General features: G+C 64.3%; 19 protein-coding genes, 4 tRNA genes, 1 pseudogene and 1 riboswitch. Of the genes and pseudogenes, 9 read left to right on the top strand and 15 right to left on the bottom strand.

Translation table 11 applies throughout. The features are described 5' to 3' along the window. Positions 1-16: 16 nt before the first annotated feature. Entirely contained in the window at positions 17-457 is a 441-nt protein-coding gene (locus ACTXG9_RS06655; protein WP_021204395.1) for a group III truncated hemoglobin, read from the bottom strand. 179 nt (positions 458-636) lie between these two features. On the opposite strand from ACTXG9_RS06655, the gene ACTXG9_RS06650 reads away from it, so the two are divergent. Continuing rightward, a complete protein-coding gene (locus ACTXG9_RS06650; RefSeq protein ID WP_019658969.1) occupies positions 637-924 on the top strand; it encodes a hypothetical protein in 288 nt (95 codons plus the stop codon). Beyond that, a complete protein-coding gene (locus ACTXG9_RS06645) occupies positions 921-1,970 on the top strand; it encodes a 4Fe-4S dicluster domain-containing protein (RefSeq protein ID WP_021204394.1) in 1,050 nt (349 codons plus the stop codon). The genes ACTXG9_RS06650 and ACTXG9_RS06645 overlap by 4 nt, the downstream gene beginning before the upstream one ends. A 1-nt stretch (position 1,971) precedes the next feature. Here ACTXG9_RS06645 and ACTXG9_RS06640 read toward each other — a convergent pair whose 3' ends face one another. Then, positions 1,972-2,208, bottom strand: a complete 237-nt coding sequence (locus ACTXG9_RS06640; protein WP_019658971.1) for a hypothetical protein — start codon at positions 2,206-2,208, stop codon at positions 1,972-1,974. A gap of 353 nt (positions 2,209-2,561) precedes the next feature. Beyond that, a complete protein-coding gene (locus ACTXG9_RS06635; RefSeq protein WP_019658972.1) occupies positions 2,562-2,771 on the bottom strand; it encodes a helix-turn-helix domain-containing protein in 210 nt (69 codons plus the stop codon). Positions 2,772-2,882: 111 nt separating this feature from the next. Here ACTXG9_RS06635 and ACTXG9_RS06630 point away from each other — a divergent pair, with 111 nt between their 5' ends. Both ACTXG9_RS06630 and crcB read left to right on the top strand, forming a co-directional pair. Beyond that, the gene (locus tag ACTXG9_RS06630; protein WP_019658973.1) at positions 2,883-3,284 is read left to right on the top strand and encodes an XRE family transcriptional regulator; all 402 of its coding nucleotides are present in this window, start codon (positions 2,883-2,885) and stop codon (positions 3,282-3,284) included. Positions 3,285-3,306: 22 nt separating this feature from the next. Continuing rightward, a riboswitch (Fluoride riboswitch) is annotated at positions 3,307-3,370 on the top strand. An 82-nt stretch (positions 3,371-3,452) separates the two neighbouring features. Continuing rightward, positions 3,453-3,845 (top strand): fluoride efflux transporter CrcB, encoded by a 393-nt coding sequence (gene crcB / locus ACTXG9_RS06625; RefSeq protein ID WP_021204393.1) that lies wholly within the window; start codon positions 3,453-3,455, stop codon positions 3,843-3,845. A 4-nt stretch (positions 3,846-3,849) separates the two neighbouring features. On the opposite strand, the gene ACTXG9_RS06620 is transcribed toward crcB, so the two are convergent. Continuing rightward, on the bottom strand, positions 3,850-4,683 hold the full coding sequence (locus ACTXG9_RS06620; RefSeq protein ID WP_019658975.1) for an AraC family transcriptional regulator: 834 nt from the start codon (positions 4,681-4,683) through the stop codon (positions 3,850-3,852). A gap of 173 nt (positions 4,684-4,856) precedes the next feature. On the opposite strand from ACTXG9_RS06620, the gene ACTXG9_RS06615 reads away from it, so the two are divergent. After that, positions 4,857-5,933: an alpha/beta hydrolase family protein gene (locus ACTXG9_RS06615; protein ID WP_021204392.1), complete on the top strand. Its 1,077-nt coding sequence runs from the start codon at positions 4,857-4,859 to the stop codon at positions 5,931-5,933. Between the two features lie 22 nt (positions 5,934-5,955). Here the strand turns inward: ACTXG9_RS06615 and ACTXG9_RS06610 are convergent, their stop codons facing one another. The 5 genes from ACTXG9_RS06610 to ACTXG9_RS06590 all read right to left on the bottom strand — a co-directional run bounded on the left by ACTXG9_RS06610 (position 5,956) and on the right by ACTXG9_RS06590 (position 7,914). Then, a complete protein-coding gene (locus ACTXG9_RS06610; protein WP_005415995.1) occupies positions 5,956-6,225 on the bottom strand; it encodes a hypothetical protein in 270 nt (89 codons plus the stop codon). Between the two features lie 218 nt (positions 6,226-6,443). Beyond that, positions 6,444-7,358: an ADP-ribosylglycohydrolase family protein gene (locus ACTXG9_RS06605; protein ID WP_111097915.1), complete on the bottom strand. Its 915-nt coding sequence runs from the start codon at positions 7,356-7,358 to the stop codon at positions 6,444-6,446. Positions 7,359-7,480: 122 nt separating this feature from the next. Further along, a tRNA-Cys gene (locus ACTXG9_RS06600) sits at positions 7,481-7,554 on the bottom strand. A 66-nt stretch (positions 7,555-7,620) separates the two neighbouring features. Continuing rightward, a tRNA-Gly gene (locus tag ACTXG9_RS06595) sits at positions 7,621-7,696 on the bottom strand. 142 nt (positions 7,697-7,838) lie between these two features. Continuing rightward, positions 7,839-7,914, bottom strand: a tRNA-Gly gene (locus ACTXG9_RS06590). 133 nt (positions 7,915-8,047) lie between these two features. Here ACTXG9_RS06590 and ACTXG9_RS06585 point away from each other — a divergent pair. From ACTXG9_RS06585 to ACTXG9_RS06575, 3 genes are all read left to right on the top strand, one after another. Further along, the gene (locus tag ACTXG9_RS06585) at positions 8,048-8,521 is read left to right on the top strand and encodes a hypothetical protein (protein ID WP_111102019.1); all 474 of its coding nucleotides are present in this window, start codon (positions 8,048-8,050) and stop codon (positions 8,519-8,521) included. A 115-nt stretch (positions 8,522-8,636) separates the two neighbouring features. Beyond that, entirely contained in the window at positions 8,637-10,343 is a 1,707-nt protein-coding gene (locus ACTXG9_RS06580; RefSeq protein WP_329859119.1) for a hypothetical protein, read from the top strand. A gap of 192 nt (positions 10,344-10,535) precedes the next feature. Then, positions 10,536-10,787 carry a hypothetical protein gene (locus tag ACTXG9_RS06575; protein ID WP_111102021.1) on the top strand — a complete coding sequence of 84 codons (252 nt, stop codon included), beginning with the start codon at positions 10,536-10,538 and terminating at the stop codon, positions 10,785-10,787. A gap of 6 nt (positions 10,788-10,793) precedes the next feature. Here the strand turns inward: ACTXG9_RS06575 and ACTXG9_RS06570 are convergent, their stop codons facing one another. From ACTXG9_RS06570 to ACTXG9_RS06545, 6 genes and pseudogenes are all read right to left on the bottom strand, one after another. Beyond that, positions 10,794-11,714: an HlyD family secretion protein gene (locus ACTXG9_RS06570; protein ID WP_456115428.1), complete on the bottom strand. Its 921-nt coding sequence runs from the start codon at positions 11,712-11,714 to the stop codon at positions 10,794-10,796. Continuing rightward, complete coding sequence (locus tag ACTXG9_RS06565; protein ID WP_456115427.1) at positions 11,711-12,439, bottom strand: ABC transporter ATP-binding protein; 729 nt, start codon at positions 12,437-12,439, stop codon at positions 11,711-11,713. The genes ACTXG9_RS06570 and ACTXG9_RS06565 overlap by 4 nt, the downstream gene beginning before the upstream one ends. A gap of 10 nt (positions 12,440-12,449) precedes the next feature. Beyond that, positions 12,450-13,589, bottom strand: coding sequence for an ABC transporter permease (locus ACTXG9_RS06560; RefSeq protein WP_111097911.1), 1,140 nt, complete (start codon positions 13,587-13,589; stop codon positions 12,450-12,452). Beyond that, positions 13,586-15,049, bottom strand: coding sequence for an efflux transporter outer membrane subunit (locus tag ACTXG9_RS06555; protein ID WP_111097910.1), 1,464 nt, complete (start codon positions 15,047-15,049; stop codon positions 13,586-13,588). Before ACTXG9_RS06555 ends, ACTXG9_RS06560 begins: the two co-directional genes overlap by 4 nt. Positions 15,050-15,409: 360 nt before the next feature. Continuing rightward, positions 15,410-15,485 (bottom strand) — tRNA-Gly (locus ACTXG9_RS06550). A gap of 117 nt (positions 15,486-15,602) precedes the next feature. Next, positions 15,603-16,708: pseudogene (locus ACTXG9_RS06545) on the bottom strand (NAD(P)/FAD-dependent oxidoreductase). Positions 16,709-17,051: 343 nt separating this feature from the next. Between ACTXG9_RS06545 and ACTXG9_RS06540 the strand changes: the two are divergent. After that, entirely contained in the window at positions 17,052-17,729 is a 678-nt protein-coding gene (locus ACTXG9_RS06540; RefSeq protein WP_146256782.1) for a hypothetical protein, read from the top strand. Positions 17,730-17,747: the final 18 nt, after the last annotated feature.

Below are 17,747 nucleotides of genomic sequence, written 5' to 3'. Positions count from 1 at the left end.
GCCGCCTTGACCCAGATCAATGCTTGCCGGCGATCCCCAGTACCGGCAGGCCGACCTGCGGCCAGCGCAGCATCTGGTAGCGCTTCCAGAAGGTGTCACCGATCCGCGCTGCCACGTCGTTGGCCAGTTCCTGCATCGGCGGGTTACCGCACTCGGCAGTGGTGGCCCGGAACAGCACCAGCCAGCGGTCGAACAGGTCCTTGTCCAGCTCGATGGCCATGTGCTTGGACATCGGCGAGCCCTTGAAGCGGCGAGTGCCACGCAGCATCGCCGACCAGAAATCGACCAGCTGCGCCAGGTGCCCGGGCCAGTCGTGCACGTGCGCCTCGAACACCGGTCCCAGCCGCTCTTCCGCTCGCACGCGGGCATAGAAATCGTGGACCAGTCGGGTCACTTCCTGCTCGGTGCACAACCCGGGCGAGGCGACGGGGAGGACAGGCGGCTGTGTTGCGTTCATCGGGGCATCCAAAGCTTGCAGGCAGGCTGCCGCACCCAGGCGGCAGCGCCGTTGATCCAGATCAATGTCGGCGCAATCCGCTGCGCCTAGGCTGGCACGCTTGCAGGAAGCATGCCCTGCGGATACGGCGCCGATCCTGGCGAAGTATACGCGCCGCCCACTTTTCGATCGGGGACAGCATGAACAGACCTTTTCCCAACCGCCGCCAGCGGCTGATCCAGCACTGGGGCGCGATCCTCTGGCCCAGCTTCATCGCCGCCGGCGTTGCCAGCGTGGTGTTCTTCGCCTTCGTCGATCCATTGCGCCTGCAGGCCATCAGTTTCCCGGGCACGGCCATCAGCCGCGAACTGGGCTATACGGCAGGATTCTTCATGTTCTGGTCGGTCACTGCACTGTCCAGCGCGGTCACCTGGTACCTGCAGCGGCCCCTGCCGGGCGATGACGACGAGGAGCTGCCGCTGGGATGAGCACGTCCTGCACCCGGGTACCCCGTCCCTGGCATTGGCGCGGCACGCTCAGCGCTGCCCTGCTGGTGGTGTTCTACGCACTGCCGTGGCTGCGCTGGGAAGGACGCCAGGCGCTGCTGCTGGACATCAGCGCGCGGCGATTCGACCTGTTTGGCTGGACCTTGTGGCCCGGCGACGTCGGCGCGCTGATCGGCCTGCTGGCGGTACTGGTAGTAAGCCTCGCGCTGCTGACCCACCTCGCCGGGCGCATCTGGTGCGGCCACGCCTGCCCGCAGACGCTGTGGCGCCGTGCCTTCGACTGGATCGCCCGCAGCGCGGCGCGGGTACTGCCCGCACCTGCGGCGGGCCCAGCCACCCAGCTGGCCTGGGGCCTGCTGTCAGTGTGGACCGGCATCACCTTCGTCGGCCTGTTCAGCCCGATCAGCGGATTGCTGGCCGCCGCGCCAAACGCTGGCTGGAGCGGCTGGGAAACGTTCTGGGTGCTGTTCTACGCCGCCGCCACCTGGGGAAACGCCGGTTTCCTGCGTGAGCAGGTGTGCCGTTCGCTGTGCCCGTTCGCACGCATGCAGCCGCTGCTGACCGATCCGCATACGCCGCGCATGCTGTACGACGCCCGCCGCGGTGAGCCGCGCGGGCCACGCCCGTCCGGTCTCGGCGGGGTGCTGGGCCGTGGCCGCGGCCTGCTCGACCCGACCACTGCGCAGGACTACGTATTCCGCGCTGCGCATCCGCTGCTGGCAGGACCGATGCCGACCTTCAGCGCCGACCGCCTGGGTGACTGCACCGATTGCGCAGCCTGCGTCCGTGCCTGCCCGATGCAACTGGACATCCGCCAGGGACCGCAGGCCGATTGCCTGGCCTGTGGCGCCTGCCTGGAGGCCTGCGCACAACAACAGCTCCGGGCCGGTTTCGGTCCTGGGCTGGTGCGCTACTGCAGTCCGCAGGCGATGGCCGGACAACCGAAGCGCCTGTGGCGACCCCGGACGTTGGCCCTGCTGTCCTTGTTGCTCGCGCTGCTTGCCTGCGGCGCCTGGCGCCTGCTGTGAATCAACGCGACGCGTTGGCGTGCGGCGGCACAAGCTGGGCGCGCCGGACGATGCCCAACTGTTCGATGATCAGCGCCATCTCGTTGGTGACTTCGGTACGCTCGGTCCCCTGTGGGACCAGGCGATCCAGCACCTGCTGGTAGGTATCCCAGAACGCCGGACCGCATCCGTGTTTGTGATAACTGGCTTCCAGTTCGCGGCGTACCCGTTCAGCCAAGCCATTCATGCCGTATTCCATACGACCTCCGTTGGACTTGTTCTGCATCGTTGACGGTCTACCGACTCACTTGCGTGCTACTGAAAGACTCCCAGGCTTCACGACTGGTTGACTCCAATTAGTCACAGATTTCACGACAGGTCAATTACATGCAGCGACTTTCGTGATTGAAATTATTAATCGTTCACGAAACTACATACGGGGCCCTGGGGGTGCCGGATGGGGCGAAGCCGACAGGCGTCAGGAAGCACAGCACGACGTCCGCAGTAGGCGGCACTGATTATCAGCTTGGGATCGATTGAACTTGCCTATTTTGCTAAGTGTACTTAGCGCATCGGGCTAAGCAGGCTGGATGCGACAAAAGGCGGCGCAAATCAGATGGATTCGTCTGCCCGCGCTTCAGTTGTCGGAAAAAGGTTCGGGTAGCGCTGATGGAGGATGTACTGCCGCAATGGAGGAATGGGAAAGTCCCTCGGCCATTGCGACACTGCGGAACGGCTGATGCCAAAGAAGCGCGCCAGTTCCGCGTCGGTGCGGAATCCCAGCCGGGTTCGTACCTGCCGCTTGCTCCAGAATTCGGTCACGGTCGGTCCTTCTGTTAACCAGACTGATTCTTGCGGCAAGGCTTCTTCGCAATCCACGCGTTAAGCTGGCTTGCATAGATGAATACTCTTGGCCAACGACTCGCGGCAGCCATGAAGAAAGCCGGGCACCCACGCCCGGCCGATCTGGCACGCGCCGCCAAATCAACGACAGCAACCATCAGCAACTGGCTCAACGACCACGTGAGCGCCTCGCACGTAAAGGCCGAACAGCTGTTCCGCATCGCCGATGCGGCCAAGCTGGACGCACGCGAACTGCTGTACGGGGTCAGCGGGCTTGGCGTCGGAGAGCCTGGCAATGCCTACATCCCCAGCCAGGCCCACCTGGATGTCTGGCAGGACGCCTACGAGCTGGTCAGCCATCTGGTGGCCGAGAACGGTCTGGAGATCGACCACCGGCGCCACGCGGCCTTGGATCTGCTCGCGTTTGAACTACTGATGGACGGCTTCAGCCGCAGCAAGGTTGCCCGGGTTCTGACGACCTCGATGACGTAAATGCACCGCCGCTGGTAGCATGGGCCTCGATGGGGATGGGGCTCCCCCGATAACCGCCTGAGAAGGCTGATGGCTCCTGCCATGACGAACCCGGTGTTCGTCGACGGCGGGTCGTGCCTGCCCTCGGCGTTCGCCATTGACCCTGCGAACCCGTATTCGAGACACCCCATGCACGCACTGAACGGCTATTTCCTGGTCTTCATCGGAGGCGGCATCGGTGCCTGCCTGCGCCACGCCTGCAATCTGCTCGGCGCGCGGGTAGTGGCCGGCAGTCCCTGGCCCTGGTCGACCTTCCTGATCAACATCAGCGGCGCGCTCCTGATGGGCGTCGTGGTCGAGGTCTTCGCGATGCGCAATGGCGCCTCGCCACAGCTGCGATTGTTGCTGGCCACCGGCATCCTCGGCGGCTACACCACGTTTTCCACCTATGCACTGGAGATCGGCCTGCTGCTGCAGCGCGGCCAACATGGGCTGGCGGCCCTGTATGCCGGCGGCTCGGTGGCACTGGGCCTGGCTGGCCTGTTCGGCGGCATGAAGCTGGCCCGGCTGCTGCTGGGCTGAGCGCTCAGGCCGCGCTGGCCCGGGTCTGCCCGCGCCATTCCCGCGGCGACAGCCCGGTATGCGCCTTGAACGCGCGCGACAGCGCGGCTTCGCTGCCATAACCCACGTCGTCGGCAATCCGTTTCAGCGGGCGCCCCTGACGCAGTGCCTGCTGCGCCAGGCCCACCCGCCAACCCTGCAGGTACTGCCCGGGCGTGGTGCCCATCGCCTCGCGGAAACTGGCAGCAAACACGCTGCGTGACATGCCGGCAACCTCGGCCAGGTCTTCCAGGGTCCAGGACTGTGCGGGCGCCTCATGCATTGCTACCAGTGCCAGCCGCAGCCGTGGATGACCCAGCCCGGCAAACAGGCCACCACGCATCCCGCCCCCTTCCATCAGCTGGCGCAGCACCTGGATCATCACTACCTCGAACAACCGGTTGACCATCACCGCACGCCCGCAGCGCTGCTCGAAGGCCTCCTCGAACAGCAGTTCCAGCGCTGCGTTGCCGCCATGGAGATCCGCCAGCGGCATGCAGATGAAATCGGGCAACGCGGCGCTGATCGGGTTGAGCCGACCGCCCTCGAAATGCAGGTTGGCGCAGGCCATGTCGGCGCCGTGCTGCGGATCAGTGCTGAAGCGATGCGGCATCGGTCGCGGGTACAGCAGCAGGCTGGGGACCTCGACCTGCACGGTCTGCCGGCCGTGGCTGACCTGCAACGGGCCGCGCCGCACCAGGTGCAGCTGCCCGGCCTCATTCTCCCCCTCCAGCATGTTGATACCGCACAGCGCACCGGCATGGAACACCGAGGCAGTGACCGCAAAGCGTTCAAGCAGAATGGCGAGACGGTCGACCATGACGGGACCCTGGGTAAAGTAGAAAGAGATCAAGTCGACACATCGTATCGGAATCCTCCCGTAGCGGACGTGATCGACTCGGGGAGCGCCCCCCGCCCTTCCTGCGGCAGTGCAGCGCGCGCAGGCTGCTGGCGGGGTCTAAGCTGACGCCATTCCCGGATGGAATGCCCGTGATGTGTCACTTGCTACGATGTGCCCTCACCCTCGCCCTGCTATTCCCCGCGACACAGGTGATGGCCGCACCCGCTGCATCACCGCGCACGTTCAGTGGCCAGTTGCAGAGGGCCCCGTGGCGCCTGGACGTGCCGGCTGACTGGAACGGTGACCTGGTGATGCTGGCGCACGGCTACGAGCCGGTAGGCATGCCACGTGCTACGCCAATGCCTGCCAATGACGGCACCGCGCCACTGCTGGCTGCAGGCTACGCCGTCGCGCAGAGCGCCTATGCCAGCCAGGGCTGGGCGGTGGCCGATGCGATCACCGACATGGAACGCCTGCGCCGGCATGCAGTGGCTGAACTCAAGCATGTGCGCCATATCTGGATGCTGGGATTTTCGATGGGCGGCGCCGTGACCCTCGCCAGCCTCGAGCGGTTCCCGCAACACTACGCCGGTGGTGTGTCGCTATGCGGCGCCAATCTCAGTGGCGAACAGATCGCGAGTGATCTGCTGACCACGCTGGTCGCTTTCGATTACTTCTTTGCCAAGGCCGAAGGCCTGCCGGGTGCGGGACTGCTCTCACCCGAAGCGGCTGCGCTGCCACAGGGCGAACTGTACCAAGGCATCTCCAATGCGCTGCAACGCAGCCCCTCGCATGCCGCGTTGCTGGCACAGCGGCTGCAGGTGTCCGCTGATGCACTGGCCGGCACGATCAGCCTGCATGCACTGGTCCTGCACGAACTGGCCACGCGCAGCGGCGGCATGCCGGTGGGCAACAGAGGCGTGGCTTACAGCGGCTTCGGTGACGACATGGCGTTCAATGCCGGCGTGCAACGTGTCGATGCCGTGCCTGCCGCGCAGGCCGCTGTCCGCAGGGAGCTGGCATTGAGCGGTGCGTTGAGGCGACCGCTGGTGATCCAGTTCAACAACAACGACCCGACGATCGTGCCGCGCATGCAGACAGTGTATCCGCAGACGGCCGCACGGGCCGGCGCCCGTCCGCTGCCACAGGTGCTGCCGCCCGTTGGCGAAGGCCATTGTGGCTTCTCCGGAGCGCAGATCATCGAGGCGTTGAAGGCCGCGCAGCGTTGAACAATCGCGGCCCGCGCGCAGCTCAGCCGCCCAGCGTGCCCATCGTGAAGGTGTAGCCCGAGCTCATCAGGAATTCGCGCATGCGCATTTCCGCGCGCCGTGGTGAGGCCAGGTTGGCCGGCGCGTACAGGGCATACACCAGGCCCGACCCTTCAATATGCTCGCGGCGCACCCCGCAGCGGGCGGTTTCCGAGGCGATGACCCATCCGTCCTTCAGCCGATCAGGGCCAATGGATTGCCCGTTCTTCAAGCGGAAGGTCAACCAGCGCACATCTGCCGTGACTTTGCTCATTTCCGTTTCGCTCCGTGGCTGGAACGACGCGTGATGTCTGTGCTCGCCATTGCGGCTCCCTGAGACGTGGAACTCGACCATAGCGCCTTTCCATGTCGTGGCCGGCTGAGACTGGCGATCGGGACGTGGCGGACTGCTGCAGGTGAAGCAGCGCGGCGTCGGAAATGGCGGCAGCAGGGAGCATCCTGCCGGCGCAGTTCACAGGCAGGGAACCCGACTCACGCAGCGCGGTCGCTGCCCTGGTTCAAGGCGTGCAGCGCATCGGCCAGCGCCTGGATTTCGGCACGCAGGGCCAGCCGCTGCAACCACCGCCCGGGGATTCCGCGCGCGCCATGGAATGCGCCCGCCAGCTGCCCGGCGATGGCGGCCGTGGTGTCGGCATCCTCACCAAGGTTGGCCGCCTCGAGTACGACGGCTTCAAAGGTGTCGTGGCGATCAAAGCACCAGAGTGCTGCTTCCAGACTGTCAACAACATAACCATTGCCACGGATCTGCTCACGCGCGGCACCGCGGTAGCCGCCCGCCGCGATCTGCTGCAGCCGCGCGCTCTCGACGGGGACATTGCTGAGATCCAGCACCCCGTCACGGGTGCCACCTGCCAACGCCCGCTCCAGCGCGACCGCCAGCAAGCGGCACGCCTCCAGGCACTCCTGCGCAGCGTGCGTCGTCCGCGAACTCAGCTCGGCCATGGCCTGCAGATCGGGAGTCCCGGCGTAGCGCAATGCTACCGGCGCCAAACGCATGATCGAGCCATTGCCAGCGCTGCGTGGGTCGTTACTCCCCGCCAGCGGATGGCCGTCCTGCAGGAACCGGTCGACCGCAGCTCGCGTTGCCATACCGATATCGAAGCACTCGCCGGTCGCACTCCAGTAACCGTGCCGGTACCAGTTGGCGTAGCGGTTCATCTGATCGCGCGGGTCGAAGGTGTCGCAGCGCGCCAGGCTCTCGGCCAGGCACATCGCCATGGAGGTATCGTCAGTCCATTGCCCCGGCTGCAGGTGGAACGGCCCACCACCCACCATATCGGTAATCGGGGTGAAGCTGCCACGGGGCTTGAATTCCAGCGTGGTACCGACGGCATCGCCGCACGCGAGGCCGAGCAAAGCCCCGCGGAAGTGATCAATCTGGTTCATCAGACCAGTGTAGCGCCACCGCATCTGACATGACTGACCGCCAGGTCGGGTGGCGATCGCGCGAGCGGGGAATCGATTGCAGCCAAACAAAAAAGCCCTGACCGGAGTCAGGGCTTTTCAATTGGAGGCCTCAAGCGGAATCGAACCGCTGTAAACGGATTTGCAATCCGGTGCATAGCCACTCTGCCATGAGGCCAACGTACTTCACGCCAGGAACGCAGCCCTGACAAGACAAAACCCCAAGATGGGGCCTGTCGGAACATGGAGCGGGAAACGAGACTCGAACTCGCGACCTCAACCTTGGCAAGGTTGCGCTCTACCAACTGAGCTATTCCCGCGTAAGCCGACATGCTACCGGAAATCCGGAAAACACACCAGCGATTTCACCTTTCTGACTGCGCGTAAAGCCTTGTGGCCCAACGTGCCCCGCCTTGCCGTGGCGGGAGAAAAACAAGGCCCCTACCGGGGCCCTGTAGAATCTGGAGCGGGAAACGAGACTCGAACTCGCGACCTCAACCTTGGCAAGGTTGCGCTCTACCAACTGAGCTATTCCCGCAGATTCCGTTCGACCTGCGTCGAAGGAGCGCCATTGTGTCCAAATTCCTTCACGCCGTCAACAGTCTTCACATCATGCGGTCACGGGCGTCCGCGCTGGGGTACGCTGCCCCGCCCAAGCACGGACACCGCCGATGCCGAGACGCTACGTCCGCCTGTTCTGGTTGCTGGTCGCGCTGACCTGGCTGGCGCTGATCGCCGCGCTGGTCAATGCCGGTTTCACCCCGGACTACTGGCTGCTGCACCACCTGGAAGGCGCTGAGCTGCCCTACCCGACCAGCACCGTCATCCTGTTCGCGCTGCTGGGAACGGTTGAGCTGGTGGTGGCCGCGTTGATCGTGCGGCCTTGGAAACTGAAACGCCTGTGGCTGCGCCTGCTGATCGCCTTCGCCCTGCTGGTGCTGTGGTCGGTGCCGTGGATGCTGTCGGCGATGCACCAGCCGCCGGTACAAGGCATGCACCTGCTGTGGTTGCTGCTGCTGGACGTGGGATTGCTGCTGGCGCTGTGCGGGGTGTCGGCGGTGAGCGCATGGCGGGCGTTCATAAGCTCACCGCATGGCTGCCGCAGGGAGAAGACGCGCAGAGATGGCCTACGCATTTCAGAATAGTTGCATGGACCCGCAGCGGACCGGCGAAGGACAGTACCTGACCCGAGGCCCACAGCGCCGGCAATACTTTCACTGCCGCTGCTCTGCATATGCCTCTGCCAAACCGGGATAAATCATGCAGCAGTCGAGCCAGCGGGCATCACAGCTCCCCGACGACGCGGATCCGCTTGACGCAGCGTTGCCAGCAATGGCTGGAGACCGCCCGATTACGCCCTTGGAACTTGCCACGCGACTTTCCGCAGCCTGCCCCTTTCAGGTCGTCCGATACGCCGACATCAAGGATGAGGTACCGCAGGACTCAACATACGCACCAGAGCACTACGTCTGGGGCGATCCCGATGAGTTGGTTCTCTTGGTTGATGGCGACCTCAAGCTCGACACGCTGGACCTGGACGACCCGCTGGCCCCGTGGCGGGAAGAAGATCTTGGTGCGTACATCCGTTTCATCTTGGTTCGCGGCAATGCAGAGATAGCACGCCATGTTCACAGCCTTGAAACCGACGGCGCATGCGGATTGCTTGTCTCGGGCGACCTGACGACAACCAATGCCATCGTCGGCGGACAGGAAATCCGCGTAGGCGGCAACCTACTGGTCCGCGAGCTGTTCTGGGGCGACTACAACCACGGGGAACTGCACGTGGTCGGGAACACCCAGGCAGCGCTTCTCATTCAGACCGACTACTCCATGCAATTCGATGGCTCGGTTCACTGCATTCGCAGGATGGACGACGAAGCCATCATTGACGACGGAATTGAGCAGATCATCGAACCCGATTGTCTGTTACGCGAATCCGAGGGTCCGGACAGCTTCTGGTCATTGGACGCGGGAGCCATGCTGCAAAGGCTCACTGCCGGGAAGAGCGTCATCCGTGCGGAGGGTCTGTCAGCGCGAGACCCGATGCTATGCACAATGAACCTGTTTAGCGACGCCACTGTCAGTGCAGAAAGCCTGCTACGCATTTGTGGAGAAGACATGCTTCCCATGGATACCCGGACCTATGAATTCCACCGCAGCGGCATCTCACTTCTAGCAAGTGCTGGCACCGCCGACGCCGACGCCGACGCCCGCGTATACACCGTGCAGATGGAAGATCCTTCGAAGAACATCGCTGCACGCCTCGTAATGTGGCGCACCGATGCAACCGCCAGCACCACGGCCTCTTACATAGGATGTGCTGGATCTGGCTGGATCCTACTGAAGTACATCTGCAGCGATGCTGGACAGGATCAGCGCGAATGGGACGAGGTTGAGTCACATGACATCCAGCCACCCTTCATCGCACTCATCCTCGGCGGGTGGCGATTTCTTGAGGAAGGCGCATCGAACCGAAAAAGGACTGCGGAGACAATTTCAGCGGCCGAGATACGCGGTCTACTGGCGCTTCCGATCTGTCAGCCATACGACGACTATGGCGATGGTGACCGTTGCGGATTGTGGGTGGGTCACTGTCATGCGGCGTTTCGCCAAGAGAAACGCGGGCCCGGCGGCGAGGGGCCCATGCTCCGACTTTCACGGGAACTTCAACAGACCGACGGTAGCAGCGTCACCGAAAGCTACTACTACTACGTTGAGACCTGCATGGATGGACGGGAGCGCGTTCACATTCGTTACAAGGCAGACCTGCGCACTGAAGACTCACCGGTTCAGATAGATCCTGTCGGAGGGGAGGCGCTGGCCGACGCACTACAACTTTTCAAGCGTGGCGCAAGGGAAATGCACGGCACAAATTCAGGCCTACTGAAAGGAAGAACACCCTACTTCGCAAAAGATCATGCGTTCGCGGTGAACTTCTGGAAGCAGCAGGGATACCTGCCCGAGTAGATGCCAGAGTTCTTTCAGAAACCGACGGCAGTCCAGGCCTTCTAGCTATCCGCATCCGTTATATGGCTGCTGCTGGCCTTCGCACTCATCCATGCCGGCTTCAAGCCAGACTACTGGCAACTGTGTCACATCGCGCCCGGGACACTGCCTTACCCCACAGATTCAGTCTTCACCTTCGCGCTGATCATTCTGGTGGAGATTGTTGTCCTGGGCCTGATCGTGCAGCCATGGCGGTTTCACCGCCTGTGGCTGCGGATGTTTGTCTGTGCCTTTCCCTGGCTGGGCTGGACAGTACTTTGGGGCGTGACCGCCAGGCACCAATCACCCGTGCGCGATGTGCATTTGAACTGGGTGCTCGCCGTTGCCGCCTTTCTTCTTGTGGCACTACTGGTCGTGGTCGCGGCCTACGCCTGCCCGCGCCTACGCCGCTGGCTCAACGGCTGACCGGACCTACTTCCGGAACTCTACCCGCACATGCTGGCCGAAGCGCGCCTTGGCCTCGCCATCGAACTCCAGCACACACTCGACCACCTTGGCCACGCCACGCACTGCATCTTCAGGCAGGCGTGCCTGCGCGAACACAGGGCTGATGCGTACCACGCGTGCGGTCGGCAGCGTGCCGGTGTTCTCGGCACCATCACTGTCCGGTACCACCGCCGCTTTCATGCCTACCTGCACCGCATCGGCGTAGGCGGCGCTCAGTTCGGCGCGCACCTGCAGCGGGCGCGCCGGCAGCAACGAGATCGCCGGCTTGCCCGCCTGCACGAAGGCACCGACGCCCGGCACCTGGCCGACCACGGTGCCGGCTTCCGGCGCGCTCAACGACATCTGCTGCAGTTTCAGCTTCGCGTGCTCCAGCTTGTGCTGCGCCATGTCAACCTGCGCACCGGCCACGTCGACATCGGCGCGCACGCCGGCCAGCTGCTGTTTGGCTGCATCGGCCTGCTGGTTCGAGGACACGCCTTCGCTGGCGCCCGTGGACAGGCGAGTGGCGTTGCGCTCCAGTTCGCGCAGCTGCGCCTGGCTGCCCTTCAGGCGGTCATTGGCCAAGGCCAGATCGGCGCTGGCCATCGCCACCTCCTGCTGCAGCAGGGCACCATCCAGCGACAACAACAGCTGCCCCTTCTTCACCGTGGCGCCTTCCTTCACCGGTGCGGCGATGATCGAGCCATCCATCGGCGGTGCCAGCGCGATCAGGCCACCTTCGACGTCAATGATGCCCCGCGCCACGGCGACCTTGCCGGCGGCGGCAGTACCCTCCTTGCCTGAGGGGGCCGATGCAGCGGTGGGCGCTTCCCTGGAACAGGCGCCGAGCAGCAGTGCCGCGGACAGGGCCAGGCTGAGGGGAAGCAGATGCGACGTCTTGGTCATGGGGCGGACTCTACGGTTTCGTTCTGGCGGCGGTCATCACGGACCATGCCGTCTTCCATTGCGATCACCCGATCGGCATGCCGGATCAGGCGCGGATCGTGGCTCACGCACAGCACGGTGGCACCATGCGCACGTGCGTAGCGATGCAGGATGTCGATCACGCGCTGGCCGTTCTCGGCATCCAGCGCGCTGGTGGGTTCGTCTGCGAAGATCAAGGTTGGCGACTTGGCAAACGCGCGGGCAACCGCCACGCGCTGTTTCTCGCCACCGGACAGCTGCGCCGGGCGCATGTGGCTGCGGTGGCTGAGGCCGACTTCTTCCAGCGCCTGGCGGGCCAGCGGCTCGCTTTCGCGATTGCGCATGCCGCGGTAGCCCAGTGGCAGCTGTACCTGCTCCAACGCAGTCAGTGCCGGGAACAGGTTGAAGCCCTGGAACACGAAGCCGACATGGTGCAGGCGGAAACGCTCCACTTCACTGCGGGTCATGTGGCTCACGTCCTGGCCCAGCGCGTGCACGCGACCGCCATCGGGCGCGGACAGGCCGGACAGCAGCGACAGCAGCGTGCTCTTGCCGCAGCCGGACGGGCCGGATACCAGGGTCAGCTCGCCGGGATAGATGTCCAGCGACAGGCCACGCAGCACCGGCACCTGCACATCACCGGACATGAAGCCTTTTTCCAGTGCTTCGGCCTGCAGGGTCGGGGCGATGGCGCGTGTGGAAGTCATCGGCCGGTCCTCAACGCAGCAGCAACGATGGATCGGAGCGGACCACACTGCGCACCGCCATGATGCTCGACAGCATGGCCATCACCGCGACCAGCGCCACGCAGCCCAGGATCACCATCGGCGTCAGCTGCACCGGTACGCGCTGGGTCTGCGCGATCAACAGCACCACCGTGCTGAACGCCGCCGCCAGCAGCATGCCCACGCCACCGATCAGCAATGCCTGCTCGAACACCACCCGTGCCAGCGCATAGCGGCCTGCACCGAGTGCATTGAGCGTGGCGTACTCGCGTACCGAGCCGGCCACCACCGAGGCGAACGACTGGTTGGTGATCACCGCACCGACGAAGCAGACGATGACGGCCATGAACAACACGGCGATACCTGCGCCGGTATCGAACAGCCAATACTGCTGCGAACGGCTGGCGAACGCCGGCGCGGTCCAGAACTCGACCGGTGTGGCCTGGCCCATCGACGCGGCCAGGCGATCACGCACGCGGTCGGCCAGGTCCGGCGAGCGCAGGCCCGCCACGAAATAGGTGCTGCCCTCATGCGGATCGGTACCGGCGATGGCGCGCGCGGTATCCAGCGAGGCCAGCACGTTGACGCCACCGAGGCCACGCAGGCCGGGTTGTGCAGCGACCACGCGCACCGCCTTGCCGTTGATCCAGGCACGGTTGTTCTGCAGGTCCACGCCCAGCGTATCCAGATCGGCGCTGTCGACGATCACCGCACCCGGCTCGCGCAGCTGTGCGCGCAGGTCGGCAGGCAGGATGCGCGCGAACATCATCGCGTCGTCCCGGGTGGAGATGCCGGACAGGTACACCGACACATTGCCGGTGCCCTGGGCGCCGGACCGCCATTCGCCATCGACCCACTCGTAGGGCTCGACGCGGGTGACATCCGGGTCCATGCGCAGATGGCTTTCCACATCCGCGCTGATCGCATGGCCGTAATTGACACTCTGGGTGCCGGGGAAACCGGCCCAGATATCAGCCGAGGACGCTTTCACGTAGATCGCAGCGGTACCGAAGATGCCCAGCACCAGTGCAGCCTGCACGATCAACAGCACACCGGCGAAACACATCGCCAGCACCACCGGCAGGAACCGGCGCCACTCATAGGCAAGGGTCTTGCGGGCCAGCGCGATCATTGCTGTTCGCCCTCAGCCTCGACCGGCAGCGGTGCACCGCCGAGGGCGCGGTACAGCGACGCGAAGGCCAGCACGCGCGCCCCCTGAGCACCGATCAGGTCGGCCTGCGACGCCAATGCGGCACGCTGCGTATCCAGCCCATCGAACTCGCTGGACAGGCCCAGCTGCACCTGCCGCGCCTGGCGCTTGACCTGCTGCCCGGCGGCATCGTTGGCCGCGCGCAGCGACTGGATGCTGCTGTCCTGCCGCGCCAGGCTGCCCAGTGCAGCTTCCACTTCGCTCACGCCTTCCAGCACCGCCTTGCGGTAGCCCAGCAAGGCGGCGTCCAATTGCTTCTCATCGGCATGGAAGCGCGCTCGGCGCTGCCCCCAGTCCCACAGCGGAATATCGATGTACGGGCCGATCGACGGACTGGAGTCGGAATTGGAACGGGCGTTCTGGGTGAGGTTGTAGGCGTACAGGATCGAGCCACCCAGGCTGATCCGCGGATACATCGCAGCGCGCGCCGCGCCCTTGCTGGCGGCGGCCTGCATCACTTCCGATTCGGCCAGCAGGATCTGCGGTCGATGTCGCAGCAGGTCAGCCGGGACCTGCTGCAGCGTGAACGCACCCAGCGTCGGCGGGGTGCGGTAGGCGTGCCAGGCCGGATCCGGACGCTCGCGGCCCAGCAGCAATGCCAGCGCACGGGCGGCGTTGTCGGCGTTTTCCCGCGCCTGCGCGATGGCCGCACGGGTGGCCGCCTGCCGCGCGCGCAGCCGTTCCAGCTCGCCCGGCTCATCCAGACGCAGCCGCTGACGGACCAGCGCCAGCTGTTCGCCGCGCTCGTCCACGGCCTGCTGTCGGACCAGCAGATCCTGCTGGGCCTGCGCCACGGTCAGGTCGAGATAGCTGCGTACCACATCGGCGATCACCGCCACCTGCGCTGCATTGCGCAGGGCCATGGCGTTGCCGGCCGAGGCCTGAGCGCTCAACTGCGCGCTCTCGGCGGCACCGAACAGGCCCAGGTCCCAGATCGCTTCGATGCCGGCATGGAAGTAGGTGTCGACAGCGGCAGCGTCCTGTACCTGCTTGGCGCTGGCGGTGATTTCCGGCAGGAAGCGCGCGTTGGAGGCGCCGGCGACGATGCGCACCGCCTGCAGGCGCAACGTGGCCTGCTGCAGATCAAGGTTGCCGGCGATGGCCTGGTCGACCAGGCCGTCCAGCGCCGGGTCGGCCAGCACCTTCCACCACTGCCTGGCATCCACCGCTACGCCCTGGCCCTGCGGCACCTGGGTCCAGGTGCTGGGTGTGCGATCAGGCAGGTCCGGAGCCGGCACCGACATGCAACCTGCAAGCGCCAGGCTGGTCAGCAGCGCGCCCGGGCGCAGCACTGCCTGCAGGGAGAGTCCGCGCCCGGTCCTGGGCACTGCCACTGAAGTGATACGCCTGACCACCAGCCCGCCAACGTGTAGAAGGAGCATGAAGGCTACCGTGCGATTGTGGAGCGAACATGGAGAATTGGTCCGAAAACGGTCACCACACGCGTGCGGTTCAGGCAGCGCTGCCCCAGTCTTTCACTGCGCTTTCAACGCGTTCCCGGTACAGAACACTGGATGCTTTTCACGGCGCATTGCACATTGCGACGTCTCCCCGGCTCGACGTGCCGCACGCGTGAACATCCTCGCCGCTGGCAGCCAATCGCTTCGATCACGGCGGTGGCTGTCGGTGCATCGTGGTCGCGCTGACCGCTCCACCGGCCTCGAACGCTTGCTGGCGACCCATGGGCGCATCCGGCCCGACAAACGACAAACGCCCCCTTTCGGGAGCGTTCTTCTTGAATCTGGAGCGGGAAACGAGACTCGAACTCGCGACCTCAACCTTGGCAAGGTTGCGCTCTACCAACTGAGCTATTCCCGCAGATTTCGTTCGACCTGCGTCGAAGGAGCGCTATTGTGTCGGGATTGCTGCACGGCGTCAACAGGAATTTTCACGAGAAGTGAGGGGGTGGCGTTCAGGCGCCCCTGCCTGCTCCCTTCACGTGCGCAGCCCGCGGCGATGGAAGTAGACCTGTTCGGCAATGCGGCGCATGACCGCTGTATGCAGCAGTACATCGAGCGGCCAATCGGCCTGCAGATGATCCATCGCCCAGCGCAGCACGCGCTTGCCATGGAACGCCGGGGCGACCTGACGCGCCACCCGTTCCGCTTCTGGCCCTTGCCACGCAGATGGCGGGCAATCGCCTCACCGACCGCCCAGCCGTGCCGCCACGAAGAGTGGATGCCCCCGGCGGACAGCGGCGAGACGATGCCCGCCGCGTCGCCGGTCAGGATCACGCGCTGGCCGGTGATCGGCCCATCCGGCCGGCCGCAGGGCACCAGCCCTGCGCGAGTGCCCGAGGGACGCGCCGAAGGCGGAATGCCGACCCCATCGCGCACGTGGTCGAGGAAGCCGTCGATATCCGGCGGCCGTACCTGTTGCGGGTCATGACGCAGCGCCAATCCGACCTGCAGGCCGGTCGGATTCTGCGCGACCCAGCCGATATAACCCGGCGCGTAGCGCTTGCTGACAAAGCAATGCAGCGCATTGCCCTGCGCCACCTGCAGGCCGGCGAACTCGCGCTCGACGCCGTAGAGGGTGTCGCGCACCTGGCCAAGGCCGGTGCGCTGGGCCACGCGTGAGCGTGCGCCATCAGCACCGACCAGATAGGCGCAGCGCCCTGCCCCTTCCACCTGCCAGCCGTCACCACAGCGACGAGCGTCGGTGAAGGACTGCTGCAGGCGCAGGTCGACACCGTTCGCGCGCAGTTCGCTGGCCAGCCAACGCATCACGTTCGGCGTATCGGTGGTGAGGAAGTAATAGCCCGGCGCGGCCAGCAACACGCTGCGCAGGTTCGGCGCATACAGGCGCACGTTTGCGACGCGTTGCACGAGGTGCTCGGGCATGCGCCCCAGCCAGGTCTGCTCCATCGCCTCTTTCACCACGATGCCGGTGGTGTGCAGGCGCTCGCCGGGGTCGGCCTTGCGTTCCAGCACGCAGACGCGCAGACCGTACTGGGCGGCAGCCAGTGCGCAGGCGGCACCGGCGAAACTGGCGCCGACGATGACGACGTCGTGGTCGTAGGCGGGGGAAGTGTGAGGCATTTCGGCATCGCCGTGGAGAATCGGAGATGCAGCTTCGCTAGCGCGGTTGGAGGGGCGATGGAGTGTGGGTGAAGTGGGGATGAAGCATGCAATTTGCCAACGGGAAAACGTCTTCAGTTTCGGGATCGCTTTTCTGCTTCGACTCTTTGCGCATCACCTCATCAGGAAACGCAACTTACTCTCCTGATGCATTCATTCTTACCTATTCAGCATATTCTGCAACTAGTTGCATGTTTGATCCTACTTCGAGCATCTATAACGAAATGTCGCGATTCCATCGCTCTGGCAGCACTATCGAATGTCACTTCGCACAACCCATTGGGCCTCGACAGGACCTCTCATCTTGGCAACCGGCCGCACCACCCTTTCACTGCTATTGGTTTCGATGGCATTAATCACATCGGGATGCCGGACGGCGGCTGTCATCAGCAAGGAAATTGCACTTTCCACGACCACGCGCGCATCTTCGAGAACATTCAACTTGACAGCCCAACTGCCGGCACAGCTGCACATGACTCTTGTCGCACACTATGCACCACGAGATGCGAAAGATCTGAACTGCAGCGGAGTAACCTCCTTTGTGAGCAACATCCCCGGCCCGAGATCTGTCACAAAGGCATTTCATCTATCCAGCCCGGATGAATCCAAGCCATCACGTGTAGACATCCCCGTGCATTACTCCATCGGAGCTTGCAAACTGCCACTGGAAACGGTCGGACTAACACTCCAGAACGAACCTAGAAAGAGCGCAATCAATTCAGGGGAGTACCGCTTCCATCTACATGTCCGAGATGCAACCGAAGACGCTACTTCTCTGAATGCGGGGATCAAGGAGCTTCGACTCACCCAGCACTGCAAGCAACTCGTTCATCGAAGCAGCTCTTCCAAGGAAGAGTTGAGGAAGTTACTGATCTGCGACGGGAGAAAAGAGGTCAATCTCGATCGTAAGAATCTTAAAGAAGTGAGCGTTCGCCTACACGTTACGCTGGACCCGATGGAAGCTCCTCTCTATCAGAAATGACAAGGATTGTCAGGGAGC

It is taken from the genome of Stenotrophomonas maltophilia group sp. LNF247, assembly GCF_054083135.1.
Note: the sequence above shows the minus strand (reverse complement) of the source record. Positions and strands in the feature narration are given on the sequence as shown.